The sequence below is a fragment of the Rhizobium sp. YTU87027 genome (assembly GCF_050644135.1).
GTDB lineage: Bacteria > Pseudomonadota > Alphaproteobacteria > Rhizobiales > Rhizobiaceae > Rhizobium.
Map to the genome: position 1 here is coordinate 3,264,374 of NZ_CP098440.1, position 23,249 is coordinate 3,287,622.

Sequence of the window (23,249 nt, forward strand, 5' to 3'; positions counted from 1 at the left end):
GCCTGCGAGGGTTTTTCTTTTTCCGCCTGATTTTCCGGCTTGCGATTGGTTCTAAATAGGTTCTATTGTTGGTACATGGATAGAACCAGTCTGATAGCGGAGCTGAACAGCCGTGGCCTGCGCGGCGTGGCGCTTAGCGGGCCGCTTTACAAGCGGTTGGCGCAGGCCCTGACCGGCCTGGTCCAGGAAGGATTGCTGAAGCCTGGCACGGCGCTTCCCGGCGAGCGCGACCTTGCTGAAGCCCTGAAGGTCGGACGCGTGACCGTTCGGACCGCCTATCGCGACCTAATGAATTCAGGCACGCTTGAATCCCGGCATGGAAGCGGCACCTTCGTCTCGAGCAAGGTCGAGCGGATGGAGCAGTCGCTGTGGCGGCTTTCTTCGTTCTCCGCCGATATGCGCTCACGCGGTCGTGCGCCTGCTGCGAGGATCTTGTCTCGAACCGTCAATACGCCATCTCCTGACGAAGCCTTTTTGCTTGGGCTCGGCCTTGATGAACCTGTCCTTCGTTTGGATCGCCTGCGCCTTGCCGACGGCCTCCCGCTTGCGATCGAACGCGCTGTCGTACCGGTGAAGTTCCTGGGAGAAAATGCCGGCGGGGAAGGATCTCTTTACGAAGCGCTTACGGCAAACGGTCACCGCCCCGTTCGAGCGCTGCAGAGATTGACGGCGGTCACGCTCGATCCGTCATCGGCTGCGGCGCTGGACGTGAAGGCCGGTGCCCCCGCGCTGCTGATTGAACGTGTGTCGCGCCTGGAAGACCAGCGTGTCGTTGAATACACCCGCTCCCACTATCGTGGTGATGCATATGATTTTGTTGCAGAATTAAGAATCGGAGATGACCTATGAGTGAAAGCCATTCGCTGATGTTGCAAGAAGCCGGCCAGTCGCCGGAGGTCGTTGCAACGCTGCTTCAGAACGAAAAGCCCGTCTTCGACGAAATTGCGAAGCTGTTTGCATCGGGTGCGCCGACTGTGGTGACGACAGCAGCCCGCGGATCCTCGGACCACGCAGCGACCTTCTTCAAATACCTGTTCGAGATCACCTGCGGCGTGCCGGTCGCGTCGGTTGGTCCGTCGATCGCGTCGGTTTATGGCGCGTCCCTGCATCTCAAAGGCGGCATCCACTTCACCGTCTCGCAATCTGGTGCGAGCCCCGACATCATTGCCTTGCAGGATGCGGCAAAGCACGGCGGCGCAACAACGATCGCCGTCGTCAACGTCACCGACAGCCCGCTCGCCAAGCAGGCCGACATCGTTCTCGGCCTCAATGCAGGCCCGGAGAAGAGCGTAGCGGCAACCAAGTCCTTCATCGCTTCAGTCGCCGCGCTTTCCGGTGTCACAGCAGCCATCAGCGGCAAACGCGACCTGCATGCCTCGCTGGAAAAGCTGCCGGAAGCCCTGCAGGCGACCAGCGGGATCGATACGAAGGCAGCCGAGGATGTACTTTTCGAGGCCAGTTCGCTCTATACGGCCGGCCGCGGCCCCGCTTTCGCTATTGCGCTCGAGGCAGCTTTGAAAGCCAAGGAGACGGCTGGCTTGCATGCAGAGGCCTTCTCGCTTGCCGAACTGATGCATGGCCCGATGCGTCTTGTTCAGCCAGGCTTCCCGATCGTCGCCTTTACGCCAGATGATCCGGCATTCAGCAACAACGTCCAGGCGCTCGAGCGACTGCGGAAACTCGGCGCGACCACCGTGCCGTTCTCGGCGCAGCCAGTCTCCGGCATCAACCTGCAAGTGCCGACGACCGGCAGCGGCCTACTTGATCCGCTCGTTTCGCTGCTGGTCTACTACCGCCTGATTGAGTCGGTGACGCGCCGCAAGGGTTTCGACCCGGACAAGCCGGCCAACCTGCTCAAGGTCACGGAGACGATGTGATGGTTCGCAAGATCTTCTCCGGCGCGCGGATCTTCGATGGTCAGCGCTTCCACGACGACAAAGCGCTCATTATCTCGGACGGGCGCGTCGAGGCCATTGCGGCGGCGGGCGAACTGCCGGAGGGCGAGCACACGCGCTTTGAGGGCGGTGTCCTCTCAGCAGGCTTCATCGATGCGCAGGTGAATGGCGGCGGTGGCCGGATGCTCAACGACGAGCCATCCGCAGCCTCCATGTACATCATTGCCGACGGTCATCGGCCCTACGGCACGACCGCACTGCTGCCGACGCTGATCACCGATACGTCAGACGCGACCGCTGCGGCGATCGAAGCAGCCAAGGAAGCCGTCAAGGCGAACCGGGGGGTCGCGGGTCTCCACCTTGAAGGCCCGCATCTGGCGCCGGCGCGCAAGGGCGCCCATCTTGCTGAACTCATGCGCCCGGTCGAAGACAAGGACGTGAAAGCTTTCATTGCGGCAAAGGAGGCGATCGGCACACTGCTGGTAACGATGGCGGCCGAGCAGGTCACGGCGAAGCAGGTGCGTGAACTCAGCGAAGCCGGCGTCACCGTCAGCATAGGCCATTCCGATTGCTCCAGCGAGGCGGCAGAGGCGCGCTTCGACGCCGGCGCGCGTGGCGTGACACATCTCTTCAACGCCATGAGCCAACTCGGCCACCGGGCCCCCGGCCTTGTCGGTGCGGCCATCGACCATCCTTCAGTCTGGTGCGGCATCATTGCGGATGGTCACCACGTCGACCCGAAGGCGCTGCGAACCGCTCTTCGCGCCAAACGGGGCGAAGGTAAGCTCTTCTTCGTCACCGACGCGATGTCGCTGGTTGGATCGGAACAAGACTCCTTCACGTTGAATGGTCGGACCGTCCGACGCGAGAGAGGTGGCTTCTGCTCCAAACTGGTGCTCTCCGATGGCACGCTCGCCGGTTCTGACGTCGATATGGCGTCCACCGTCCGCTATGGTGTCACCTATCTGGAGTTGACGCTCGCAGAGGCCCTTCGCATGGCGACGCTCTACCCGGCGCGCTTCCTGCGCCTTGAGGATCGCGGCCATCTTTCGCCGGGTGCCCGAGCCGATCTGGCGCATCTGACCGACGCCCTGGAGGTCACAAGGACGTTCATCAGCGGCGAAGCAACCTAGAACGCGAGGACGTGATGACAGCGATCACCGATGCCTATTTTTCCAACCTGATCGGCCGACTAGAGACCTTGAAGGCGGAACTCGCCGGACCGATGACCCTGGCCGCCGATGCGATCCTGGAAGCCGCCCGCAATGACAAGCGGGTTTATGTGTTCGGTACGGGACACTCTCACATGCTGGCGGAAGAGGTCCACTATCGGGCAGGCGGCCTCGCTTTTACTGTTCCGGTTCTCGTCGGCTCCGCGATGCTGCACGAGGGCGCGGTGATCAGCTCCGTTTACGAGCGTACGGAAGGATTGGTGCGGCCGGTGTTGGAACGCTATGGAATGCAACCGGGTGACGTCGTCATCATCGCGTCGAACTCCGGCGTGAATGCAGCGCCGATCGAGGCTGCCGATTACGGCCGCGAGATCGGCGCCAAGGTGATCGCGCTCACCTCGGTCTCCTACTCGAGCGCAGTTGCGAACGGGCGGCGCCGTCTTGCGGACATCGCCGACATCGTCCTGGACAACGGCCTCCCGCCCGGCGATGCGGTGATCGAGCTCCCGGGCACGGAACTGAAGGTTGGTCCGGTTTCGACCGCTATTGGTGCAACGATTCTCAACGCCATCTTGGCGGAAGTGGCGTCAGAACTGTCGAAAGGCGGCGACGCACCAATTTATCTCAGCGCCAATATGCCCGGAGCTGCGGCAGTCAACCAGCGACTGGTCAAGAAGTATCGGCCGCGCAATCCTCATCTCTAAGAGCGCTCGGCGCCCGATTGTCAACGCCACGCCGACAGTCGGTCGCCAAAGTTCAATCTACCGGACCGTGAGGGTCGGGCGCATATTTCTTTCAAGAACAGCGGCGAGGCCAATGTCTCGCGGGCTTGGAAAGGAATGGTCCCATGACCCAGATCATCTTAAATTCAGCCGTCGCCATCCTCGTTGCGGTCGCCTTCGCAACAACAACCGCCGCCGCTCTTCGTGGCGAGAACCGCGCTATGCAGAAGGTGCCGGTCCGGGCCAAAGCAAGGCGCCACCCAAAGGGCTGAAAGACAGCCAAATAATTCCTCAAATCGGCCCCAATATCGACACCGGGTTGGACGACCAATGCATCGTGGGGAATTTGGAGTGCAGGGCAATGACCAGAATTATCGGCGCAGCCGCATTGTTGACCATCGCCATGGCGGCCTATGCGGCATACTTGAATCCGTACGATAAGCGCAGCCAGCAAGGCCGCTATTCGCAGCAGATCGAGAGCCGCGATAACGGCCTTACAGCGTCCATCCGTTAAACGAACAACTGACCGCCATTGGCGCTAAGCGTCGATCCGGTAATGAAGCCTGCGTCGTCGGAAACGAGAAAGACGACACAGCGCGCCACCTCCTCAGGTTCGCCGAGACGACCAACCGGTATCTGCGGAATGATTCTTTCGTTCAAGACTTTCTCCGGAACCGCAAGAACCATTTCTGTCCCGATGTAACCTGGGCAGATCGCGTTCACGGTGATGTTCTTGGCAGCACCTTCCTGCGCAAGCGCCTTGGTAAAGCCGAGGTCACCTGCCTTGGCAGCGGAGTAGTTCGCCTGGCCCATCTGGCCCTTCTGGCCGTTAATCGAGGATATGTTGACGATCCGCCCATAGCTCCGGTCGCGCATGCCGCCCCAAACCTGGTGCGTCATGTTGAAGAGACCGGTGAGGTTGGTGTTGACGACCTCATGCCACTGCTGCGGCGTCATCTTGTGGAACATTGCGTCCCGCGTGATGCCGGCGTTGTTGACGAGGACATCGATCGGACCAAGTTCAGCTTCAACCTTCGCGATACCCTCGCCGCATGAGGCGTAGTCGGAAACATCCCATTTGAAGACGGGAATGCCTGTCGCGCTGTTAAAGGCGTTCGCCTTCTCATCGTTGCCCGCGTAATTGGCGGCAACCGCATAGCCTGCATTCTTCAGTGCGACGGAAATTGCGGCGCCAATGCCGCGGGTACCACCAGTGACAACAGCCACTCTACTCATGTTCCGCTCCCTCATTTGAAGGCCCCGCTATCCCGCGGGGCTCAGGTTATAGTTGGATTGCCTGCTATTCAAAGAGCTTCAAAGCACATTGCGACACCCATGCCGCCACCGATGCAAAGTGTCGCCAGCCCCTTCTTCGCGCCGCGGCGCTTCATCTCGAAGAGGAGCGTGTTGAGCACGCGTGCGCCGGATGCGCCGATCGGATGGCCGATTGCAATCGCGCCACCGTTGACGTTGACGATCGACGGGTCCCAGCCGAGGTCCCTGTTGACCGCGCAAGCCTGTGCAGCAAAGGCTTCGTTCGCTTCGACGAGATCGAGATCGCCGACGGACCACCCCGCCTTTTCCAACGCCTTCCGCGATGCCGGGATAGGACCCGTTCCCATGACCTGCGGATCAACACCTGCGGTCGCCCAGGAAACGATGCGGGCGAGCGGCTGGATGCCCCGGCGGGACGCCTCGGCTTCCGTCATCAGCACGGCTGCGGCAGCGCCATCGTTGAGGCCGGAGGCATTCGCTGCAGTGACCGTGCCCTCCTTGTCGAAAGCCGGACGCAGTTTGGCCATCGAGTCCAACGTCGCGCCGTGACGGATGTATTCATCGGCATCAACCGTCACGTCGCCCTTTCGTGTCTGGATGACGTAGGGAATGATTTCATCGACAAAACGCCCGGCCTTCTGCGCGGCTTCCGCCTTGTTCTGCGATGCAACCGCGAATCGGTCCTGTTCCTCGCGGGAAAGCTGCCACTGGCGGGCGATGTTCTCGGCGGTGATGCCCATGTGGTAGCCATAGAAGGCATCCGTCAGGCCGTCCTTGATCATGGTGTCGACCATTTTCATGTCGCCCATTTTGACGCCGCCTCGCAGATGCGCAGCATGCGGCGCCATCGACATCGACTCCTGGCCGCCGGCGACGATGATCTTCGCGTCACCGAGCGCGATCTGTTGCATGCCGAGCGCCACGGCGCGCAGGCCAGAACCGCAGAGCTGGTTGACGCCCCACGCCGTTGCTTCCTTGGGAACGCCTGCCTTCATGGCCGCCTGCCGGGCCGGGTTCTGGCCCTCGCCAGCCGGGAGAACCTGACCGAGAATGACCTCGTCGACTTCGCTGGCGTCGACACCCGCACGTTGTAGCGCGCCCTTGACTGCGGCCGCACCCAGTTCATGGGCAGGGACGGTGGCGAAGGCCCCATTGAATGAGCCAACGGCAGTGCGACCTGCACTAGCGATGACGATGGATGAACTCGACATTACGATCTCCTCGTTAACTCGACCAGATTAGAGGAAACTGACAAAGCTTCACCGTCAAGTCAAACGACAAGAGTATGCCATTCAATTTTAGGGATTGCTTACGTTGAGACAAATTATCTCTGCCGCAAAAGGGGTTGCCGCATCGCACAAAGAGATTGTCACTGGGCTTCGTTTGCGTCTACATTCCTAGGTGGAGGAATTTCCATAACAATCAGACGGGCTTCGGGAGACTGATATGGCGAAGAATGACGGGCAGATCGTAATCAAGAAATACGCCAATCGCCGCCTCTACAACACAGGCACCAGCACATATGTGACGCTGGAAGATCTGGCGGAGATGGTGAAGAAGGGAGAGGATTTTACAGTTCAGGACGCAAAGAGCGGCGACGATATTACCCACTCTGTGCTGACGCAGATTATTTTCGAACAGGAATCCAAGACGGGCAACACACTGCTGCCGATCTCGTTCCTTCGCCAGCTTATTACCTACTACGGTGACCAGATGCAGATGGTTGTTCCGAGCTTCCTGGAACACTCCATGCGCGCCTTTACCGAGCAGCAGGCACAGATGCGCGAGCAAGTCACGCGTGCTTTCGGCGAAACGCCAATCGGCAAGAATCTGCAACTGCCGATGCAGATGGTGGAAGATCAGGTGCGTCGCAATACCGAGATGTTCCAGCAAGCCATGCAGATGTTCTCGCCATTCATGACCCCACCGGCCAAGGAAAGCCGCAAAGCGGAAGCAAAGGATATCGATGAGCTGAAGGAACAACTGCGCGCGCTTCAGAACAAACTCGATAACCTCTAAACTTCAGAGCCCAATCGAAACATCGCGCCCGGCGGTGCGAATAGATACGGCAAAGCCGCCAATCACGTCGATCAATGCAATCGTCATCAGGATGAAGAAAACCTGAGTGGCTGCATCCTGGACGAGGAGAAACTCGACCAGGAAGGCAATAAAAACGAGCATCGATAGCATGTGGTTGGTCAGGCTGCCGTCATTGCGCGTCGCCTTCAGGATCTCGAAGAACAGGACACCGAGCGCGACGACGATGAAGAGGTCGCCGAGCGACATGCTCCACATAGCTCCCGAAATCATCGACAAAACGATGATGTCGTTCTGCAGCGAGGGAAGCCCATCGCTGCCCATCAAGCCCAGCATCGACATATTGTAAAGAATGAATGGAATAATCATCAATGGCACGGCATTGAACATATGGCACAGCTCCCCCTCGGCCGGAGAATAGTGCCGTAAACAACCGCATCACTTCAAGATATCAGAAGAATGTATTTGTGCCGGGGGAAAAAGCAAAAGGCCGGCACATGGCCGACCTTGCAACTCTCGCTCAAGCAAGCGCAAAAGTATTATGCGCTTTCCTTTGGCGTCAAAACCTGACGGCCGCGATACATACCGGTCTTCAGATCGATATGGTGCGGGCGGCGCAGTTCGCCGGAGTTCTTGTCTTCAACGTAGGTCGGAGCCTTCAGTGCGTCTGCAGAGCGGCGCATACCGCGCTTGGACGGGCTCGTTTTTCTCTTCGGTACAGCCATTTCTCTTACTCCACTTCACGGGCAAACACATCCCACGGCCAGACTGGCGGCCGAAACGACGTATCGCGATTTCGGAAATTTTGCGCGCTTATACATGCCTTGAGGGTACTTGACCAGTCCCCAAGCTTATTTTTTGAGATTCCCGCGATTCATAGGTCAGACCTCGTCTTCTTCGACAATCCAGGGCTCGGATCGCGCCGCCTCTTCCCACTTCTTCCAGGCAGGATGCGCCTTGACGGCTGCAATATAACTTAGCGTGTCGCCGGCCGATACCAGGTCATAGACGTCGAACCGACTGACAACGGGTGCGAACATCGCATCGGCGCCAGAAAAATTGCCGAAAAGGAACGGCCCGCCGGAGTGGGCGCGCAGGTCACGCCAGATCGTCTCGATCCGGGCGACATCGGCCATCACACCGTCGGCAAGCGCGATCTTGCCCTTCGGCCGCCGGACATTCATCGGGCAAGCATTCCGCAAGGCCCTGAAGCCCGAAAGCATCTCCATGGAAACAGCGCGCGCGACCGCTCGCTTCTTGCGCTCACTTGGCCATATCCCGGCTTCCGGGAAAAGCTCGGCAACGTATTCGATAATCGCCAGCGACTGCCAGACCCGAATATCGCCGTGCTGAAGCACAGGAACCTGACCGGTCGGCGAAAACTCCCTGAAGCGCGGATTGCCGGCGGCGAAATCGAAGGGAACCAGCACCTCCTCAAAGGGAATGCCGGCGGCTGTCATGGCGATCCATGGCCGAAACGACCAAGACGAATAGTTCTTGTTACCGATGTAGAGCGTGAGCCTGTCCAACAAGATCTTCCTTTTACGTTTTGGGCGCGAACACAAGCCGCTCCTCGAAATGGTTCATGTCCTCGAAAGTGCAGAAGGCAGGCGGCCTCAATGCTATCACCGGAGTGGTTTCGCGCAGCGTGGCGAGCGCGCGGTCGAGCATGGCCTGCCATGCGGGAAGCGCTGCTTCCTGTAACCGCGCGATCGGGTAGCAGAATGTGATATGGAATTCATAGGTGTCATGATCCGGATGCCGGTAGCCGAACACATGTGCGAACGCGTCACGCCATTCCTTCATAATACGCCGATCCGCAGCCGTAACACCGTTCACGGTAAGCCCTACCGGCGTTACGTCGGTAACTTCAACATCGAAGGGGCCTAGCGGCCCGAAGGATTGCAACCGATCCAGATAGATCTCGCTCATGCGCTCGATCGCGGTATCAAGCGCCACATCCTGCGGCCAGTAAGGCAGCCTGCGACGATACTCGATAATACCCTGAAACAGGGTCATGTGCAGACTGGAGATCGGCGTGAAGGCGAACTGAGATGCCTCCGGCATCGCCAGAAAACTCTGGCGCGCCTCAATGATTGCCTGCTGCGATGGCGATCCCTCGACCAGATGGCAAACGACGGTATTGCCAGGCTCGCGCAGAAACGTGCCGGTTGCGTCATAGCGGGTCCCGAGATGGTTCGGCGGCGCCCGGTTATGAACGGCGGAATACGTGAGAAGGCTAGGCGAAAAGGCAGAAATCATCGCTGGCAGTCCAGTCATTGGTGGCGGGATTTCCGTCCATACGTTTGAAGCACGAATGCCAGATGACACTCATGAACACCAACGACTTATTGCGATATCAATCATAAATGCATCTGATGTAATCGCCTGACCCGCGCGCGCGCCGCTCGATGAGGCCGGCGAGCCGTCGCAATCCACGCCCGGGCTTGCCGGCGTTGCGATCGAAGGGATTGGGAAGCGACACGGCGAGAAGAGCTGCCTGCCGGCTGGTCAATTTCGATGCCGGCACCTTGAAGTGGTGACGTGCCGCAGCCTCGATGCCGTAGATCCCCGGTCCCCATTCTGCAATATTGAGGTAGATCTCCATCAGGCGCCGCTTGGACCAGATGAAATCCGCCGTCACAGCCAATGGCAGTTCCAGCGCCTTGCGAACGAAGGACCGGCTGTTCCACAGGAACAGATTCTTCACCGTCTGCATCGGGATCGTGCTGCCGCCGCGGGTCGCCTGGCCGCTCAGCGTATCCTCCAACAGCATCCGCATCTCACCCCAATCGACGCCGCCGTGGAAGCAGTACTGCCCATCCTCGGACATCATCACCGACTGAACGAGAACCGGCGAAATATCATCGAGTGATACCCATTGCCGGTCGTAGCCGCGCAGCAACACCAAATCACGGAGCATGAGCGTGGAAACGGGGTGAACGAAGGGGAGCAGATAAAGGACAATCAGGACATACGGAAGAATGACGAGCCCCGCCAGCGCGAGAGCGATGCGCGTGATCAAGGGCCGACCCTTGAGCCAAAGCAACGCGTGCCTGTGAAACGGCACGGTCATGCTTTCCTCTCTCTCCGGCGTTATGTCCAATTCCCCGACCCAGTCTCTTGCCCTTCTCCTCCATACCGTTTGCGAACTGGCATTGCCAGAGACAAAGGAAATCTTCACCGCACCATCGACAATTCCGTTGCAAGCAGAAGGCGGCTCATGCCAAACAGCGCGCCATGGACGCAAGCTCTGAAACATTCGAAGCCAGATTGACGACCACCGCACGCGAGGTCGAGGCTGTGCTCGGCGTTTTACTGTCGCCACCTGCGCTGAACGACGAAATCACCCGGCCGGAACGGCTGCGTTCAGCCATGCACTATGCCACCCTGAACGGCGGCAAGCGGTTGCGGCCCTTCCTTGTCGTGGAGGCGGCATCGTTGCTCGGTGGAAACAGGGACGCGGCACTGAGGGTGGGTGCGGCACTCGAATGCGTACACTGTTACTCGCTCGTTCACGACGACCTTCCGGCAATGGACAACGACGACCTGCGCCGAGGCAAACCGACCGTGCACATCGCCTATGATGAAGCGACTGCCATCCTCGCTGGTGACAGTCTGCTCACCTATGCCTTTGACATCATCGCCGCGTCCGAAACGAAATTGCCTGATGCCGCCAAACTGGCGTTGACGCTGGCTCTGGCCCGCGCTGCGGGCATTGGAGGCATGGCAGGCGGGCAGGCTCTCGACCTTGCCGCCGAGAAACAGGCGCCCGACGAGCAGGGCATCGTCACGCTACAGGCGATGAAGACCGGCGCCCTTATCCGCTTCGCCTGCGAGGCGGGCGCCATCATCGCCGGCGCTTCGCCGGACGATCGCGAGCGATTGCGTCAGTTCGGCGAGCGGATCGGCCTCGCCTTCCAGCTCGCGGACGACATTCTCGATCTCACCTCCGATGCTGCCACGATGGGCAAGGCGACAGGCAAGGATGCCGGTCGCGGCAAGGGCACGCTGGTGGCAATGCATGGCATGGCTTGGGCAGAAGCCAAGCTTGCCGAGCAGGTGCGCGAGGCAGAAGCATTGCTGGCGCCATACGCCGAGCGGAGCAGCATGCTTGCGCAAGCGGCCCGCTTCATCGCCGGTCGCAAGAGCTGAAAAGCGTCACCGGGACAATGTTTCCGCTAACAGACTCTATGCAGTCTCTTGTCTATCGCGGGGAACCACGCCTAAGAACGATGGACAGTCGCCGGCCAAACAAGAGACGCACGATGCATGAGATCCTGACCTACTTCCCGCAGATTCTGCCGGCCTACGTCGCCTATCTGATCGCCGTCATCAGCCCTGGCCCTGCGATCATGGCAATCGTGTCCACTTCGATGACGCATGGTCGAAAGGCAGGCATGACCATTTCGCTTGGCATCTTCGCAGGCTCGTTCACCTGGGCCTGTGCTGCCGCTCTCGGCCTTGCGACCATCCTCCAGACCTATGCCATGGCGCTGGAGATCCTGAAAATCTTCGGCGGCCTCTATCTGCTCTATCTCGCCTATAAGGCTTTCAGAGCCGTGCGCGCCAATCATGACCTGCCGCAGGCCGTCGTGCAAAAGAGCCTCACGACACGCGCCCTCTTGCTGCGCGGCTATGGTATCCACGTCACCAACCCGAAGGCCATCTTCGCGTGGTTGGCGATCATAGCGCTCGGCATGCCGCAGGGCGCCCCGGCATCGGTCGCCGGCCTGATCATCGGCGTATGCATGGTGACGGGCTTTAGCGTCTTCATGGGCTACGCGGTGGCGTTCTCGACACCGCACGCATTGAAGATTTACCGCAACCTGCGCCGCTGGATCGAAGGGGCTATGGCCGCTTTCTACTGTGTCGCGGGATTGAAGCTGCTGACCAGCCGCATCTGACGGTTTCGGTTGCGCCCTATTCGGCTGCGGTCTTCTGTCCGAACCGCTTTTCGATGTAGTCGACGACAAGCGCCTCGAAGTCCGAAGCAATGTTCGGGCCGCGCAGGGTCAATGCCTTCTTGCCGTCGATGAAGACAGGCGCAGCCGGCGTTTCGCCAGTGCCGGGCAGGGAAATGCCGATATCGGCGTGCTTGCTTTCACCCGGCCCATTGACGATGCAGCCCATGACCGCAACGTTCAATGCTTCGACACCAGGATATTTTTCGCGCCAAACCGGCATGTTCTTGCGAATGTCGTTCTGAATGTTTTGCGCCAATTCCTGGAATACGGTCGAGGTCGTGCGGCCGCAGCCGGGACAGGCCGCAACGACAGGCACAAACTGGCGGAAGCCCATCACCTGCAGCAGCTCCTGGGCAACCTGTACTTCGCGCGTCCGGTCGCCATTCGGCTCCGGCGTCAGCGACACGCGGATGGTATCACCGATGCCCTGCTGCAGCACATAGCCCATGGCAGCCGACGAGGCGACAATCCCCTTGCTGCCCATACCAGCTTCGGTAAGGCCGAGATGCAGGGCGTGGTCAGAGCGTTCGGAGAGCATCGAATAGACGGCAATCAGATCCTGCACCTGGCTGACCTTGGCAGACAGGATGATGCGGTTGCGCGGCAGACCGATTTCTTCGGCCAGATTGGCTGAAATCAACGCGGACTGGACGATCGCTTCGCGGGTCACCTGGCGTGCCGAAAGCGGTGAGCCAGCCTCGGCGTTCTGGTCCATCAGCGCCGTCAGCAACTCCTGATCCAGTGAGCCCCAGTTCACACCGATGCGGACAGGCTTATCGTATCGGATCGCCATCTCAATGATGTCGCCGAACTGCTTGTCCTTCTTGTCCTTGAAACCGACGTTGCCAGGATTGATGCGATACTTCGCCAGTGCCTCGGCGCAGGCCGGATGATCGGCAAGAAGCTTGTGGCCGATGTAGTGAAAATCGCCGACAAGCGGGACGTCCATGCCAAGCCGCAGCAGTCGCTCGCGAATCTTCGGAACCGCGGCCGCGCTCTCGTCGCGGTCGACGGTGATGCGAACGAGCTCGGACCCCGCCTTGAAGAGAGCCGCCACCTGCGCAACGGTGGAGTCAATATCCGCCGTATCGGTGTTCGTCATCGACTGGACGACAACGGGCGCACCTCCGCCCACGATGACGCCGCCAACGTCGACGGCGACAGATGCGCGGCGTGGTTTCGGATCAAAATCTGCAGCAGAAGACATATAGAGTTCTTGAACCCCTGAATTTCGTGTCTTTCAGGTGGATCATGCCTGCTTTGTTGTCAACCGCCCGCACATCACTTTTGCTTGGAGCCGTTTCAGTGGCCGCCACCCGATATGCCGTCGGCATAGCGCGCAAGGTTCGAGAACAACAGCACGACGACCAGCAAGACCGGCAAAGCCATGAAGACAACGCTGAAGCCGATATGCTCCGCCACGAAACCGATCGCCGATGGCGCTACCAGCATACCGGAATAGCCCATCGTGGTGACAACCGAGAGACCAATGCCGGCACGGAGACCGGGAATATTGCCGGCAGCGGAGAAAGCAATCGGAACCATGTTCGAGATCCCGATCCCACAAAGTGCAAAGCCTAAGATCGCAATTTCCGCATTGGGCGCGAAGGCGGCCAGCAGCATGCCTGATATTGCAAACAGCGTGCAGATCCGAAGCGTCATCACGCCGCCAAGCCGATCACGAACAAGATCGCCGCCAAAGCGCATGACTGCCATCGTCAATGAAAACGCCGCAAAACCGAAACCGGAAAGTGCCACCGACGCCCCCAGTTCCTGGCGCAAGTAGAGCGCACCCCAATCCAGCACGGCACCCTCGGGAACCATGGAAAACAGCGCCATCAGGCCGATCAGCCACGGCAGCGGAACCAATGGCAGCCGGAGCTTTTCCTTCTTCTCGTCCGGATGGGGAGGGTCGGCAAGGATCATCCTCCAGGCGATGCCCAGAACAATCGCTGCAAGCGCAGTCGCAATCTGCGCATGCCAGAGCACGCCGACCCTGGCGATCAGCAGGCCACCGAGACCGGCACCGATCAGACCGCCCAAACTCCAGAAGGCATGGCATGAAGACATGATCGACCGCCGCATCGATTGCTCGACCGCAACCGCGTTCGCATTCATGGCAACGTCCATGGCGCCCATAAAGCCGCCAAACAGGAAGATCGAAACCGCCCCCGTCACAACGTTGGGCGCAAGCGTCAGCGCGAGAAGCGCCGGCATAAGGCAAACCGCAGCGATCTGCGCGACAAGCTTCGAGCCATAGCGCGCAATTTGCGATCCGGCGATTGGCATGAGGGTAAGCGAACCGACGCCAAGAACCAGGATCATCAGACCCAACTGAAACTTGCTCAGTTGCAAGCGCTCCGCGAATTCGGGAATTTTCGGCGCCCAGCAGCCGACTATGAAGCCATTGATGAGGAACAGCAGCGAAACCGCAATCCTGTTCTTCGTTATGAAGCCGCTTCTGACCATCGGCGCTGTGTTAACGCGGTTGTCCATTTCTCTTCCCACAATGTCTCAACGCCGGCACTCGCGCACGACGCGTTCATGAATGATACTTACGTCGATCCGCCAGCCACGATCGTCCTGCAGCCGCTGTCGCGATAGCGAGCCAGCATGACCGGGTCTGCATCACCCTCGACCACCAGACATCCGCATTGCGCCACCGGAAGCACGCTATGAGGCGCGGCCGTGCCGAATTTGTCGGACGTCGCGGCGACAAGGACCTTCCTGCTTCGCGATGCCGCAAAACGCTTGAATTCGGCATCTTCGAAGCCGAAGGTTGTTACGCCGGCCGTCAGATCGATGCCGCAAGCACCGAGGATGCAAAGATCGGGTGACAGGGATTCCATGTCGCGCAGAGCCTTCGCACCGAGCGCGCCGCCGACCTGCCGGTCGATAAGGCCGCCAATCAGGATCACGTTGACGGCAGGCTTCTCGATCAGGGCGCCGGCGATCGCTGGAGCGTTTGTTGCAGCCGTCAGTGACAAATCCATTGGCAGGGCCATCGCAATTGCAAGATTGGTGCTGCCCGCATCGAAAAAGACCACTGAACCGGGAACGATCTCCGAGACCGCGGCCACGGCAAGCGCCTGCTTGCGATCCCGCGCGATACCCGTCCGATGATTGAGGCTTCCGCCAGCGGGGGAGAGCGGCAACGCGCCGCCATAGACGCGCTCGCACAGGCCTGCGGCCGCCATCTCACGCAGATCTCTGCGCACCGTGTCTTCGGATACACCGAATTCAACTGCAAGGTCTGCAGCAAGCACCCGACCATCGCTCCGCAGCTTCCGCAGGATTACGCTCTGGCGCTCCTGCAGGAGGAGTTCGTTCGTGTTCATGCCGATTTTAGCCCGATTGATACAGAATTGATATAAACATGCATAAACCGATGCAAACGTGCAAACAAGTGCACAACCCCCTGTCGGTCTTCACAAACTGAAACATGCCGCGCCAAATCCGTGATAAATGAGAAAAATATTCGCAGATGCCGATTTTCTTTGCAGTTTTCTACGCTTCGCATCGCCGGCTTTTCTGCGACTTTCTGAGCATCGAACACCCCGTGAATTGGATAAAAAATGAACCTTCTGAAGACCATCGCCGCAGCAGCACTCATCCAGGCCGCCGCGCTTCTTCCCGCTGTTGCCGGCGAGAACCTCGCCGCCATCAAGTCATCAGGTGTCTTCAAGATCGGCACCGAGGGAACCTATGCGCCGTTCACCTTTCATGACGACAGCGGCAAGCTGGTCGGCTTCGACGTGGAGATCGGCGAAGCGGTTGCCGCCAAGCTTGGCGTCAAGCCGGAATTCGTCGAAGGCAAATGGGACGGCCTGATCGCCGGTCTCGATGCGAAACGCTACGACACGGTTATCAACCAGGTCGGCATCACCGACGCGCGCAAGCAGAAGTATGATTTCTCCGAGCCCTACATCGCTTCAAAGGCTGTACTCATCATTCGCGATGGTGACGACAGCATCAAGGGCTTTGCAGACCTCAAGGGCAAGAAGTCGGCGCAGTCGCTGACCAGCAACTTCGGCAAGCTTGCTGAACAGTCGGGCGCCGAACTCGTCGGCACCGACGGCTTCGACCAGTCGATCCAGCTCGTGCTGACCAAGCGCGCGGACGCGACGATCAATGACAGCCTCTCCTTCCTCGACTTCAAGAAGCACAAGCCGGACGCTCCGGTGAAGATCGTCGCCCAGCAGGAAAATGCCGACTATTCCGGCATCATCATCCGCAAGGGCGAGCCGGAACTGCTGGAAGCGATCAACAAGGCGCTGGCCGACATTAAGGCTGACGGCACCTATAAGAAGATTTCCGACAAGTACTTCGGCCAAGACGTTTCGAAATAAGTCGCCACCAGAGGCGGCTTGCTGCCGCCGCTACATCCTTTATATGTGCGTGAAAAGCGTCCAGCGAAGCCTCGCTGGACGCATCTTTCTTTGAGGGTTTCACCTTGCAGCACTGGCTTCAACTGATGGCGGAGTCGCTTGGTCCGCTCCTCTGGGCCGGCCTGATCTTCACGATCCCGCTGACGCTCCTGTCATTCACATTCGGCCTCATCCTTGGATTGATTACGGCAATCGCACGGCTCTTCGCACCAGCGCCAGCTGCCGCGATCGCGCGCTTCTACGTCTGGGTTATCAGAGGCACGCCGCTTCTGGTGCAGCTCTTCGTGATCTTCTACGGGCTGCCGAGCATCGGCATCCTGCTCGATGCCTTTCCGGCAGCGCTGATCGGCTTCACCCTCAACATCGGTGCCTACAGCTCCGAAATCATCCGCGCCGTCATCTCATCCGTACCGAAGGGACAGTGGGAAGCGGCCTACTCGATCGGTATGAGCTGGCGTCAGGCAATGAGCCGCACGATCCTGCCGCAGGCGGGGCGCGTTGCGGTGCCACCACTCTCCAACACGTTTATTTCGCTGGTGAAGGACACGTCGCTTGCCGCCGCCATTACGGTGCCGGAGCTGTTCCAGGCAGCGCAGCGCATCGTTGCAACGACTTACGAGCCACTCATCCTCTACATCGAGGCCGCATTGATATACCTTGCTCTGAGCTCCGTTCTGTCAGCGCTACAAGTCCGCCTCGAGCGTCGCTTCGCGCGCTATGGCGGCATGCTGGAGGCAAACGCATGATCGAGCTTTCCCATATCGAAAAGCGCTTCGGCGACGCCGTCATCCTGAAAGATATCAGCATCCGTATTCCGGAAGGCAGCGTTACGGCACTCGTTGGTCCGTCCGGTGGCGGCAAAAGCACGCTGCTACGTTGCATCAACCTGCTGGAGATTCCGACAGCAGGCATGATCCGCCTCGGCGAAGAAAAGCTGAACTTTGCGCCGGGCCAGAAGACCGGCTGGCAGGCAATCCAGAAGATCCGCCGACAAACCGGCATGGTATTCCAGAATTTCCAGCTCTTTCCGCATCAGACCGCTATCGAGAATGTGATGGAAGGCCTTGTCACCGTCCTGAGGTGGCCGAAGGAGAAGGCGAGAGAACGGGCGATGGAATTGCTGACGAAAGTCGGCATGGCCCACAAGGCCGACGCCTGGCCGTCGACACTCTCGGGTGGCCAGCAGCAGCGTGTCGCGATCGCCCGCGCGCTCGCCCCGTCTCCGCGTGTTCTTCTCTGCGATGAACCGACATCGGCACTCGATCCCGAACTTTCGGCCGAAGTCGTCGATGTTCTCGGCCGCCTCGCCAGCGAGGGCACGACCATGGTGATGGCGACGCATGACCTGCGTCTTGCCTCCAAGATCGCCAACGACGTCGTCTTCCTCGAGGCCGGCAGCGTGGTCGAAACGGGAAGTGCGAGGAACATCTTCACGGCGCCGGAGCGCGAGCGCACCAAGCGCTTCATCTCGACGATCAACGCCGCCCATACCTACGACATTTAGGCACGGGCGGCGGGTGGAGCGTTAGATCGCGCGCGCCGCCTTCAGTGCTTTGCCCCACCAAACAAGCTGATCGAGCTGGTTCTTGGCGGCCTCGATGAGATGCGCGTAGTCGTTCAGGCTCCTTCCATCCTTGGCGACCGAGAGATATTCCGGGAAGGAAATATGGACGCCGGTCTTTACCGAGACGGCGCTCATTTCGACGAAGATCAGCCGCAATTGCTCGACCGCGCGTGCACCGCCGACGCCGCCGTAGCCGACGAAAGCGACCGGCTTATGGATGAAATCGCCAAGGTCGATCGCATTCTTGAGGACCGCGGTCGGGGCATGGTTGTATTCGGCGGCCGTGAAGATGTAGCCGTCGAATTCGCGCAGCTTCTTCTTCCAGCGCTCCGCCGTTTCGTTCTGGGCGTCAGTCGCGTTTGCCTGTCCGAGGAAGGACATCGGGTAGTCCAGGAGATCGAGGACTTCGACCTCGAGTTCCGGACGGCTTGCGGCAATCTCGGCGATCCACTTGGCCGGATGATCCGCAAAGCGTCCGATACGCGTGCTCCCGACGATGACGGCAATCTTGAGCTTGCTCATATCAATCCCTTTCGTAAAAAATAACGGGGCGGCCCAAAGGCCGCCCCGTCGTGTCGTTCCAGTCTCCATCAGCCGGTATAACTGACCAACAGGTCCTTGGCGTCGATCTGATCGCCGGCCTTGACGAGCACTTCGGCGATCGCACCATCCTTCTCGGCATGGATTGCCGTTTCCATCTTCATGGCCTCGATGGAAACAAGCACGTCACCGGCGTTGACCGCCTGACCCGGCGAAACGAAGACGCGGGAAATGACGCCCGGCATCGGCGCACCGACATGCGCAGCATTGCCCGGCTCTGCCTTGCGGCGGGCGGCGGCACCGGTCGCGCCATGCGCACGATCCGGAACCTTGATGCGACGCGGCTGTCCATTGAGCTCGAAGAACACCGTGACCATACCCTGACTGTCCGTGCCGCTCATCGCCTGGTTGACGATGACGAGCGTCTTGCCCTTCTCGATGTCGGCAAACAGTTCTTCACCGTCGCCTAGGCCATAGAAGTAGGCCGACGTCGGCAGAACGGAGACCGGGCCGTAGGTGTCGGAAGCCAGCGCAAAGTCGGTGAAGACCTTCGGATACATGAGATAGGATGCGAATTCGAAGTCGCTGACCACGCGCTCCAGCTTGGTCTCGATAACCTTGCGCTCGGCATCGAGATCGGCGTCGACAAGCAGCGAACCCGGGCGGACCGTATAAGGCGCATCGCCCTTCAGTGCCTTCTTCTGCAGCGCTTCCGGCCAGCCGGACGGCGGCTGTCCGAGGTCCCCCTTCAGCATCGAGACAACCGATTCCGGGAAGGAGACTTCCTTGTCGGCGCTGACGACATCGGCAACCGTCAGGTCTTGGCTGACCATCATCAGCGCCATGTCGCCGACAACCTTCGAGGATGGCGTCACCTTGACGATATCGCCGAACATCTGGTTGGCGTCGGCGTAGGCCTGCGCCACCGCGTGCCAGCGGGTCTCGAGACCCAGCGAACGGGCCTGTTCCTTGAGGTTGGTGAACTGGCCACCCGGCATTTCGTGCAGATAGACTTCCGACGCCGGTCCCTTGAGGTCGCTTTCAAAGGCCGCATACTGATGGCGCACCGCTTCCCAATAGAAGGAAATGCGGCGGATCCACTCCGGATCGAGGCCCGGATCGCGTTCGGAGCCGCGCAGCGCCTCGACGATCGAGCCGAGACAGGGCTGCGACGTATTGCCAGACAGAGCGTCCATCGCCGCATCGACGGCATCGACGCCGGCATCGACAGCAGCAAGAACCGTTGCCGCTGCAATGCCGGAGGTGTCGTGCGTGTGGAAGTGGATAGGCAGGCTGGTCGCGTCACGCAACGCCGTGAAGAGGACCTTGGCAGCAGCCGGCTTCAGGAGACCTGCCATATCCTTGAGCGCGATGATATGCGCGCCGGCCTTTTCAAGTTCAACAGCAAGGTCCGTATAGTACTTGAGATCGTACTTCGGGCGCGCGGAGTTCAGGATATCGCCAGTGTAGCAGATCGCTGCTTCACAGAGCTTGTTCTCTTCAGCCACCGCATCCATCGAGACACGCATGTTCTCGACCCAGTTCAGGCAGTCGAAGACGCGGAAGAGATCGATGCCGCCGGCCGCCGCCTGCCGGACGAAATATTTGACGACGTTATCAGGATAGTTCTTGTAACCGACGCCGTTTGCGCCGCGCAGCAGCATCTGCAAAAGCAGGTTCGGTGCGGCTTCGCGCACAAGCGACAGACGCTCCCACGGATCTTCCGTCAGGAAGCGCATCGAGACGTCGAAGGTGGCACCACCCCAGCATTCGAGCGACAGAAGATTCGGCAGGGCGTGCGCATAAGTACCGGCGATCCGCGCGATATCGTAGGTGCGCATGCGGGTCGCAAGCAGCGACTGATGGCCGTCGCGCATCGTCGTGTCGGTCATCAGGATGCGCTTTTCGTTCCGCATCCACTCGCCGAACTTCTTAGGGCCAAGCTTGTCGAGAAGCTGCTTGGTACCATCAGGGATGCCGCTGCCGTTCGTATAAGGGACGATCGGCTCGGCGATATCAGCCGACGGCTTCGGACGGTCCTTGGCTTCCGGATGACCGTTGACGGTGACGTCGGCGAGATAGGTCAGAAGCTTGGTCGCGCGGTCCTGTCGCTTGACTTGCTGGAAGAGCTCCGGCGTCGAGTCGATGAAGCGCGTGGTGTAGCTATTATCTTTGAACTTCGGATGCGTGATGATCGCTTCCAGGAAGGTCAGGTTTGTAGCGACGCCGCGGATGCGGAACTCGCGCAGCGCACGGTCCATGCGCGAGATCGCTTCAGACGGGCTCGGCGCCCAAGCCGTGACCTTGACCAGCAGCGGATCGTAGTAGCGGGTGATGATCGCGCCGGAATAGGAGGTGCCGCCATCGAGGCGAATACCGAAGCCGGAGGCCGAGCGGTAAGCGGTGATGCGGCCGTAGTCCGGAATGAAGTTGTGTTCCGGATCCTCGGTCGTGATGCGGCACTGCAGAGCGTGGCCGTTGAGGCGAATGTCCATCTGCTCGGGCACACCCGACTCCGGCGAGCCGATCGCAAAGCCGTCGAGGATATGGATCTGTGCCTTGACGATGTCGATGCCGGTGACGACTTCGGTGACGGTGTGCTCGACCTGGATACGTGGATTGACTTCGATGAAGTAGAATTTGCCCGTATCGGCATCCATCAGATACTCGACCGTACCGGCGCCGATATAATTCGTCGCCTGTGCGATTTTCAGCGAATAGGCCGCCAGTTCCTGGCGCTGCGCCTCGGTCAGGTAGGGAGCAGGCGCACGCTCGACGACTTTCTGGTTGCGGCGCTGGATCGAGCAGTCGCGCTCGAAGAGGTGAACGACATTGCCATGCGTATCGCCAAGGATCTGGCTTTCGACGTGGCGGGCGCGCTCGACGAGCTTTTCGAGATAGACCTCGTCCTTGCCGAAGGCGGCCATCGCCTCGCGCTTGGCTTCCGTCACTTCGCGCGCAAGATCGGCTTCAGAGCGGATGACGCGCATGCCGCGACCGCCGCCGCCCCAGGAGGCCTTCAGCATCACGGGGTAGCCGATCGCTGCGGCCATCTTGGCGACTTCGGCCATATCGTCCGGCAGCGGCTCGGTTGCCGGTACGACAGGGACGCCGACGGAAATTGCCAGATTGCGGGCGGCGACCTTGTTGCCGAGCTGGCGCATGGTGTCGGCCGTCGGACCGATAAAGATGATGCCGGCCTTGTTGCAGGCATCGACGAATTCCGGGCTTTCCGACAGCAGGCCGTAGCCGGGATGGATCGCGTCGGCTCCGGAAAGCTTGGCGACGCGGATCACCTCGTCGATAGAGAGATAGCTTTCGATCGGGCCGAGATCGCGAGCAAGATGCGGGCCGCGGCCAACCTGATAGCTCTCGTCGGCCTTAAACCTGTGCAGTGCCAGTTTGTCTTCTTCCGCCCATATCGCGACCGTTTTTATTCCGAGCTCGTTGGCCGCGCGAAACACGCGGATGGCAATTTCCGAACGGTTGGCAACAAGTATCTTGGAAATGGGCAATGCTGTCTCCTCACGGCATCGAAACGGGCAATGCTGCACCCGCGAAGAGAAGTCTTAACGTGCTGTCACGGAAAGTTCAATTTCTGGAACCGACCTAAATAGAATTTCTCTAGACTCTCGAAAACTAGGTGATGAGCCCATGCCGGAAAGCAACGGCAACCGCATGCTGTCTGTTTTTTGCCTTCAGCTTGTCTTGGAGGCCATTCATGTACCAGTCGACGGTATGGTTCGAAATCTTCAGACGTTTCCCGATCTCGACGGAGGTCATCCCTTCGGCAAGATACTGAAGGATCTCCATCTCTCGGCGCGTCAAGCGCGTGTCGATGCCGGAAACTTCCTCCAGTGCCGGAGCCTCTCCCTTGAGATCAAGGAGACGCCAGAAAGCCTTTCGAGCGACGGCGCCAAAGAGCGAGATCTCGACGGGAGAAAGATCCACGGGCATTCCCCCCATGCTCATGTTGCCAAGGATACCGTTTCGACCATGGATAGGAAAAATGTAACCGTCTTTCAGACCATGGCTATTGGCGTCAGCCATCATCTGCTCCATGCGCCGGTGATGCGGATCCTTGCGGAAAGCCGTCAGGCTGTCTTTCCAACGAAACGGTCTTTGCGCATGTGCGAGATAGCGCACCGTCGGGTCGGTCAGAACGTACTTCTTCGAAAGATAGATTTGTGCCCACTTCTCGGGCCAATGGCCAGCAAACATAAGGCTGACCGGATCTTCAGTCGCTCTGAGGTGTCGCATAAGACCATAATACTGGAAGCCATAGGAGTGGACGACATCCTCGAGTTCCGCGATGACGCCCTCCGCCTTCCGGCACTCCTCTAGAACCACAAGCAATTGAATTAACGAATGAATATTCACTAAGGCGCCCCCACCCCAACTGGGCTTCACATCGAACAGCAGGCCATGCCCCGATGGTGGGACGCCTTTCGATGCAATCAAAACATCAATCTAGAATATGTATTATCGTGTGCCAGTGTAGTCGTTCAACGCAAGCGAAAATTGCGAAATTTCCAAACCGCCCCAAAAAATTTTAGAACCAGGGCATTTACCTGCGCTTCGAGACCCAAAGAATCTTCATTGCGAGAGCCCCCTGAACGCTTCGTTAATCGCCGGTTCAGGTATCTTTCTGTAGCGTCACAACTCCACTATTTCGCAGATGCACAAGAG

Annotated in this window: 25 protein-coding genes; 12 read left to right on the top strand and 13 right to left on the bottom strand. The window is 59.5% G+C overall.

The window, feature by feature from the left end; all coding sequences use genetic code 11:
- Window positions 1–75: 75 nt before the first annotated feature.
- From NBG89_RS16175 to NBG89_RS16200, 6 genes are all read left to right on the top strand, one after another.
- A complete protein-coding gene (locus NBG89_RS16175) occupies window positions 76–849 on the top strand; it encodes a GntR family transcriptional regulator (protein WP_431320776.1) in 774 nt (257 codons plus the stop codon).
- The gene (locus NBG89_RS16180; protein WP_431320777.1) at window positions 846–1,877 is read left to right on the top strand and encodes an SIS domain-containing protein; all 1,032 of its coding nucleotides are present in this window, start codon (window positions 846–848) and stop codon (window positions 1,875–1,877) included. The genes NBG89_RS16175 and NBG89_RS16180 overlap by 4 nt, the downstream gene beginning before the upstream one ends.
- Window positions 1,877–3,028 (top strand): N-acetylglucosamine-6-phosphate deacetylase, encoded by a 1,152-nt coding sequence (gene nagA, locus NBG89_RS16185; protein ID WP_431320778.1) that lies wholly within the window; start codon window positions 1,877–1,879, stop codon window positions 3,026–3,028. Before NBG89_RS16180 ends, nagA begins: the two co-directional genes overlap by 1 nt.
- Before the next feature lie 14 nt (window positions 3,029–3,042).
- Window positions 3,043–3,771 (top strand): SIS domain-containing protein, encoded by a 729-nt coding sequence (locus NBG89_RS16190; protein ID WP_431320779.1) that lies wholly within the window; start codon window positions 3,043–3,045, stop codon window positions 3,769–3,771.
- 143 nt (window positions 3,772–3,914) lie between these two features.
- A complete protein-coding gene (locus NBG89_RS16195) occupies window positions 3,915–4,061 on the top strand; it encodes a hypothetical protein (RefSeq protein ID WP_189637152.1) in 147 nt (48 codons plus the stop codon).
- Between the two features lie 89 nt (window positions 4,062–4,150).
- Window positions 4,151–4,303, top strand: a complete 153-nt coding sequence (locus tag NBG89_RS16200) for a hypothetical protein (RefSeq protein ID WP_431320780.1) — start codon at window positions 4,151–4,153, stop codon at window positions 4,301–4,303.
- On the opposite strand, the gene NBG89_RS16205 is transcribed toward NBG89_RS16200, so the two are convergent.
- Entirely contained in the window at window positions 4,300–5,025 is a 726-nt protein-coding gene (locus tag NBG89_RS16205) for a beta-ketoacyl-ACP reductase (protein WP_431320781.1), read from the bottom strand. The two genes, NBG89_RS16200 and NBG89_RS16205, sit on opposite strands and share 4 nt — an antisense overlap.
- A gap of 68 nt (window positions 5,026–5,093) precedes the next feature.
- On the bottom strand, window positions 5,094–6,275 hold the full coding sequence (locus NBG89_RS16210) for an acetyl-CoA C-acetyltransferase (RefSeq protein ID WP_431320782.1): 1,182 nt from the start codon (window positions 6,273–6,275) through the stop codon (window positions 5,094–5,096).
- A gap of 235 nt (window positions 6,276–6,510) precedes the next feature.
- Here NBG89_RS16210 and phaR point away from each other — a divergent pair, with 235 nt between their 5' ends.
- Window positions 6,511–7,083 carry a polyhydroxyalkanoate synthesis repressor PhaR gene (phaR, locus tag NBG89_RS16215; protein WP_007528399.1) on the top strand — a complete coding sequence of 191 codons (573 nt, stop codon included), beginning with the start codon at window positions 6,511–6,513 and terminating at the stop codon, window positions 7,081–7,083.
- Window positions 7,084–7,086: 3 nt separating this feature from the next.
- Here phaR and NBG89_RS16220 read toward each other — a convergent pair whose 3' ends face one another.
- The 5 genes from NBG89_RS16220 to mtgA all read right to left on the bottom strand — a co-directional run bounded on the left by NBG89_RS16220 (window position 7,087) and on the right by mtgA (window position 10,207).
- Window positions 7,087–7,491 (bottom strand): hypothetical protein, encoded by a 405-nt coding sequence (locus NBG89_RS16220; protein ID WP_088693073.1) that lies wholly within the window; start codon window positions 7,489–7,491, stop codon window positions 7,087–7,089.
- A gap of 149 nt (window positions 7,492–7,640) precedes the next feature.
- On the bottom strand, window positions 7,641–7,826 hold the full coding sequence (gene rpmF, locus NBG89_RS16225; RefSeq protein WP_003543812.1) for a 50S ribosomal protein L32: 186 nt from the start codon (window positions 7,824–7,826) through the stop codon (window positions 7,641–7,643).
- A gap of 156 nt (window positions 7,827–7,982) precedes the next feature.
- Window positions 7,983–8,630, bottom strand: a complete 648-nt coding sequence (locus tag NBG89_RS16230; protein WP_431320783.1) for a glutathione S-transferase family protein — start codon at window positions 8,628–8,630, stop codon at window positions 7,983–7,985.
- Between the two features lie 13 nt (window positions 8,631–8,643).
- Window positions 8,644–9,363, bottom strand: a complete 720-nt coding sequence (locus NBG89_RS16235; RefSeq protein ID WP_431322714.1) for a DUF1868 domain-containing protein — start codon at window positions 9,361–9,363, stop codon at window positions 8,644–8,646.
- Between the two features lie 97 nt (window positions 9,364–9,460).
- Window positions 9,461–10,207: a monofunctional biosynthetic peptidoglycan transglycosylase gene (gene mtgA / locus NBG89_RS16240; protein ID WP_431322715.1), complete on the bottom strand. Its 747-nt coding sequence runs from the start codon at window positions 10,205–10,207 to the stop codon at window positions 9,461–9,463.
- A gap of 134 nt (window positions 10,208–10,341) precedes the next feature.
- Here mtgA and NBG89_RS16245 point away from each other — a divergent pair, with 134 nt between their 5' ends.
- Both NBG89_RS16245 and NBG89_RS16250 read left to right on the top strand, forming a co-directional pair.
- Complete coding sequence (locus tag NBG89_RS16245) at window positions 10,342–11,256, top strand: polyprenyl synthetase family protein (protein WP_431320784.1); 915 nt, start codon at window positions 10,342–10,344, stop codon at window positions 11,254–11,256.
- Window positions 11,257–11,369: 113 nt separating this feature from the next.
- The gene (locus NBG89_RS16250) at window positions 11,370–12,008 is read left to right on the top strand and encodes a LysE family translocator (protein WP_431320785.1); all 639 of its coding nucleotides are present in this window, start codon (window positions 11,370–11,372) and stop codon (window positions 12,006–12,008) included.
- 16 nt (window positions 12,009–12,024) lie between these two features.
- Here NBG89_RS16250 and ispG read toward each other — a convergent pair whose 3' ends face one another.
- The 3 genes from ispG to NBG89_RS16265 all read right to left on the bottom strand — a co-directional run bounded on the left by ispG (window position 12,025) and on the right by NBG89_RS16265 (window position 15,406).
- Window positions 12,025–13,275 (bottom strand): flavodoxin-dependent (E)-4-hydroxy-3-methylbut-2-enyl-diphosphate synthase, encoded by a 1,251-nt coding sequence (gene ispG, locus NBG89_RS16255; RefSeq protein WP_088693077.1) that lies wholly within the window; start codon window positions 13,273–13,275, stop codon window positions 12,025–12,027.
- 95 nt (window positions 13,276–13,370) lie between these two features.
- Complete coding sequence (locus NBG89_RS16260) at window positions 13,371–14,564, bottom strand: MFS transporter (protein WP_431320786.1); 1,194 nt, start codon at window positions 14,562–14,564, stop codon at window positions 13,371–13,373.
- 59 nt (window positions 14,565–14,623) lie between these two features.
- Entirely contained in the window at window positions 14,624–15,406 is a 783-nt protein-coding gene (locus NBG89_RS16265) for a DeoR/GlpR family DNA-binding transcription regulator (protein ID WP_431320787.1), read from the bottom strand.
- A gap of 237 nt (window positions 15,407–15,643) precedes the next feature.
- On the opposite strand from NBG89_RS16265, the gene NBG89_RS16270 reads away from it, so the two are divergent.
- The 3 genes from NBG89_RS16270 to NBG89_RS16280 all read left to right on the top strand — a co-directional run bounded on the left by NBG89_RS16270 (window position 15,644) and on the right by NBG89_RS16280 (window position 17,960).
- On the top strand, window positions 15,644–16,417 hold the full coding sequence (locus tag NBG89_RS16270; RefSeq protein ID WP_431320788.1) for an amino acid ABC transporter substrate-binding protein: 774 nt from the start codon (window positions 15,644–15,646) through the stop codon (window positions 16,415–16,417).
- A gap of 104 nt (window positions 16,418–16,521) precedes the next feature.
- Window positions 16,522–17,202 carry an amino acid ABC transporter permease gene (locus NBG89_RS16275; RefSeq protein ID WP_088693081.1) on the top strand — a complete coding sequence of 227 codons (681 nt, stop codon included), beginning with the start codon at window positions 16,522–16,524 and terminating at the stop codon, window positions 17,200–17,202.
- On the top strand, window positions 17,199–17,960 hold the full coding sequence (locus tag NBG89_RS16280; protein ID WP_431320789.1) for an amino acid ABC transporter ATP-binding protein: 762 nt from the start codon (window positions 17,199–17,201) through the stop codon (window positions 17,958–17,960). The genes NBG89_RS16275 and NBG89_RS16280 overlap by 4 nt, the downstream gene beginning before the upstream one ends.
- 21 nt (window positions 17,961–17,981) lie before the next feature.
- On the opposite strand, the gene NBG89_RS16285 is transcribed toward NBG89_RS16280, so the two are convergent.
- The 3 genes from NBG89_RS16285 to NBG89_RS16295 all read right to left on the bottom strand — a co-directional run bounded on the left by NBG89_RS16285 (window position 17,982) and on the right by NBG89_RS16295 (window position 22,940).
- Window positions 17,982–18,542: an NADPH-dependent FMN reductase gene (locus NBG89_RS16285; RefSeq protein WP_088704566.1), complete on the bottom strand. Its 561-nt coding sequence runs from the start codon at window positions 18,540–18,542 to the stop codon at window positions 17,982–17,984.
- A 68-nt stretch (window positions 18,543–18,610) separates the two neighbouring features.
- Entirely contained in the window at window positions 18,611–22,075 is a 3,465-nt protein-coding gene (pyc, locus tag NBG89_RS16290) for a pyruvate carboxylase (RefSeq protein WP_431320790.1), read from the bottom strand.
- A gap of 124 nt (window positions 22,076–22,199) precedes the next feature.
- The gene (locus NBG89_RS16295; protein WP_431320791.1) at window positions 22,200–22,940 is read right to left on the bottom strand and encodes a helix-turn-helix transcriptional regulator; all 741 of its coding nucleotides are present in this window, start codon (window positions 22,938–22,940) and stop codon (window positions 22,200–22,202) included.
- Window positions 22,941–23,249 lie beyond the last annotated feature (309 nt).

Excerpts from the sequence above, each read along its gene's own strand:
- NBG89_RS16200 (WP_431320780.1), top strand. The coding sequence starts at position 4,151 with ATGACCAGAATTATCGGCGCAGCCGCATTGTTGACCATCGCCATGGCG.
- NBG89_RS16250 (WP_431320785.1), top strand. The coding sequence starts at position 11,370 with ATGCATGAGATCCTGACCTACTTCCCGCAGATTCTGCCGGCCTACGTC.
- NBG89_RS16245 (WP_431320784.1), top strand. The coding sequence starts at position 10,342 with ATGGACGCAAGCTCTGAAACATTCGAAGCCAGATTGACGACCACCGCA.
- NBG89_RS16220 (WP_088693073.1), bottom strand. The coding sequence starts at position 7,491 with ATGTTCAATGCCGTGCCATTGATGATTATTCCATTCATTCTTTACAAT.
- NBG89_RS16190 (WP_431320779.1), top strand. The coding sequence starts at position 3,043 with ATGACAGCGATCACCGATGCCTATTTTTCCAACCTGATCGGCCGACTA.
- NBG89_RS16205 (WP_431320781.1), bottom strand. The coding sequence starts at position 5,025 with ATGAGTAGAGTGGCTGTTGTCACTGGTGGTACCCGCGGCATTGGCGCC.
- NBG89_RS16175 (WP_431320776.1), top strand. The coding sequence starts at position 76 with ATGGATAGAACCAGTCTGATAGCGGAGCTGAACAGCCGTGGCCTGCGC.
- ispG (WP_088693077.1), bottom strand. The coding sequence starts at position 13,275 with ATGTCTTCTGCTGCAGATTTTGATCCGAAACCACGCCGCGCATCTGTC.
- NBG89_RS16180 (WP_431320777.1), top strand. The coding sequence starts at position 846 with ATGAGTGAAAGCCATTCGCTGATGTTGCAAGAAGCCGGCCAGTCGCCG.
- NBG89_RS16235 (WP_431322714.1), bottom strand. The coding sequence starts at position 9,363 with ATGATTTCTGCCTTTTCGCCTAGCCTTCTCACGTATTCCGCCGTTCAT.
- NBG89_RS16265 (WP_431320787.1), bottom strand. The coding sequence starts at position 15,406 with ATGAACACGAACGAACTCCTCCTGCAGGAGCGCCAGAGCGTAATCCTG.
- NBG89_RS16195 (WP_189637152.1), top strand. The coding sequence starts at position 3,915 with ATGACCCAGATCATCTTAAATTCAGCCGTCGCCATCCTCGTTGCGGTC.
- rpmF (WP_003543812.1), bottom strand. The coding sequence starts at position 7,826 with ATGGCTGTACCGAAGAGAAAAACGAGCCCGTCCAAGCGCGGTATGCGC.
- NBG89_RS16285 (WP_088704566.1), bottom strand. The coding sequence starts at position 18,542 with ATGAGCAAGCTCAAGATTGCCGTCATCGTCGGGAGCACGCGTATCGGA.
- NBG89_RS16280 (WP_431320789.1), top strand. The coding sequence starts at position 17,199 with ATGATCGAGCTTTCCCATATCGAAAAGCGCTTCGGCGACGCCGTCATC.
- NBG89_RS16260 (WP_431320786.1), bottom strand. The coding sequence starts at position 14,564 with ATGGACAACCGCGTTAACACAGCGCCGATGGTCAGAAGCGGCTTCATA.
- NBG89_RS16270 (WP_431320788.1), top strand. The coding sequence starts at position 15,644 with ATGAACCTTCTGAAGACCATCGCCGCAGCAGCACTCATCCAGGCCGCC.
- NBG89_RS16210 (WP_431320782.1), bottom strand. The coding sequence starts at position 6,275 with ATGTCGAGTTCATCCATCGTCATCGCTAGTGCAGGTCGCACTGCCGTT.
- phaR (WP_007528399.1), top strand. The coding sequence starts at position 6,511 with ATGGCGAAGAATGACGGGCAGATCGTAATCAAGAAATACGCCAATCGC.
- nagA (WP_431320778.1), top strand. The coding sequence starts at position 1,877 with ATGGTTCGCAAGATCTTCTCCGGCGCGCGGATCTTCGATGGTCAGCGC.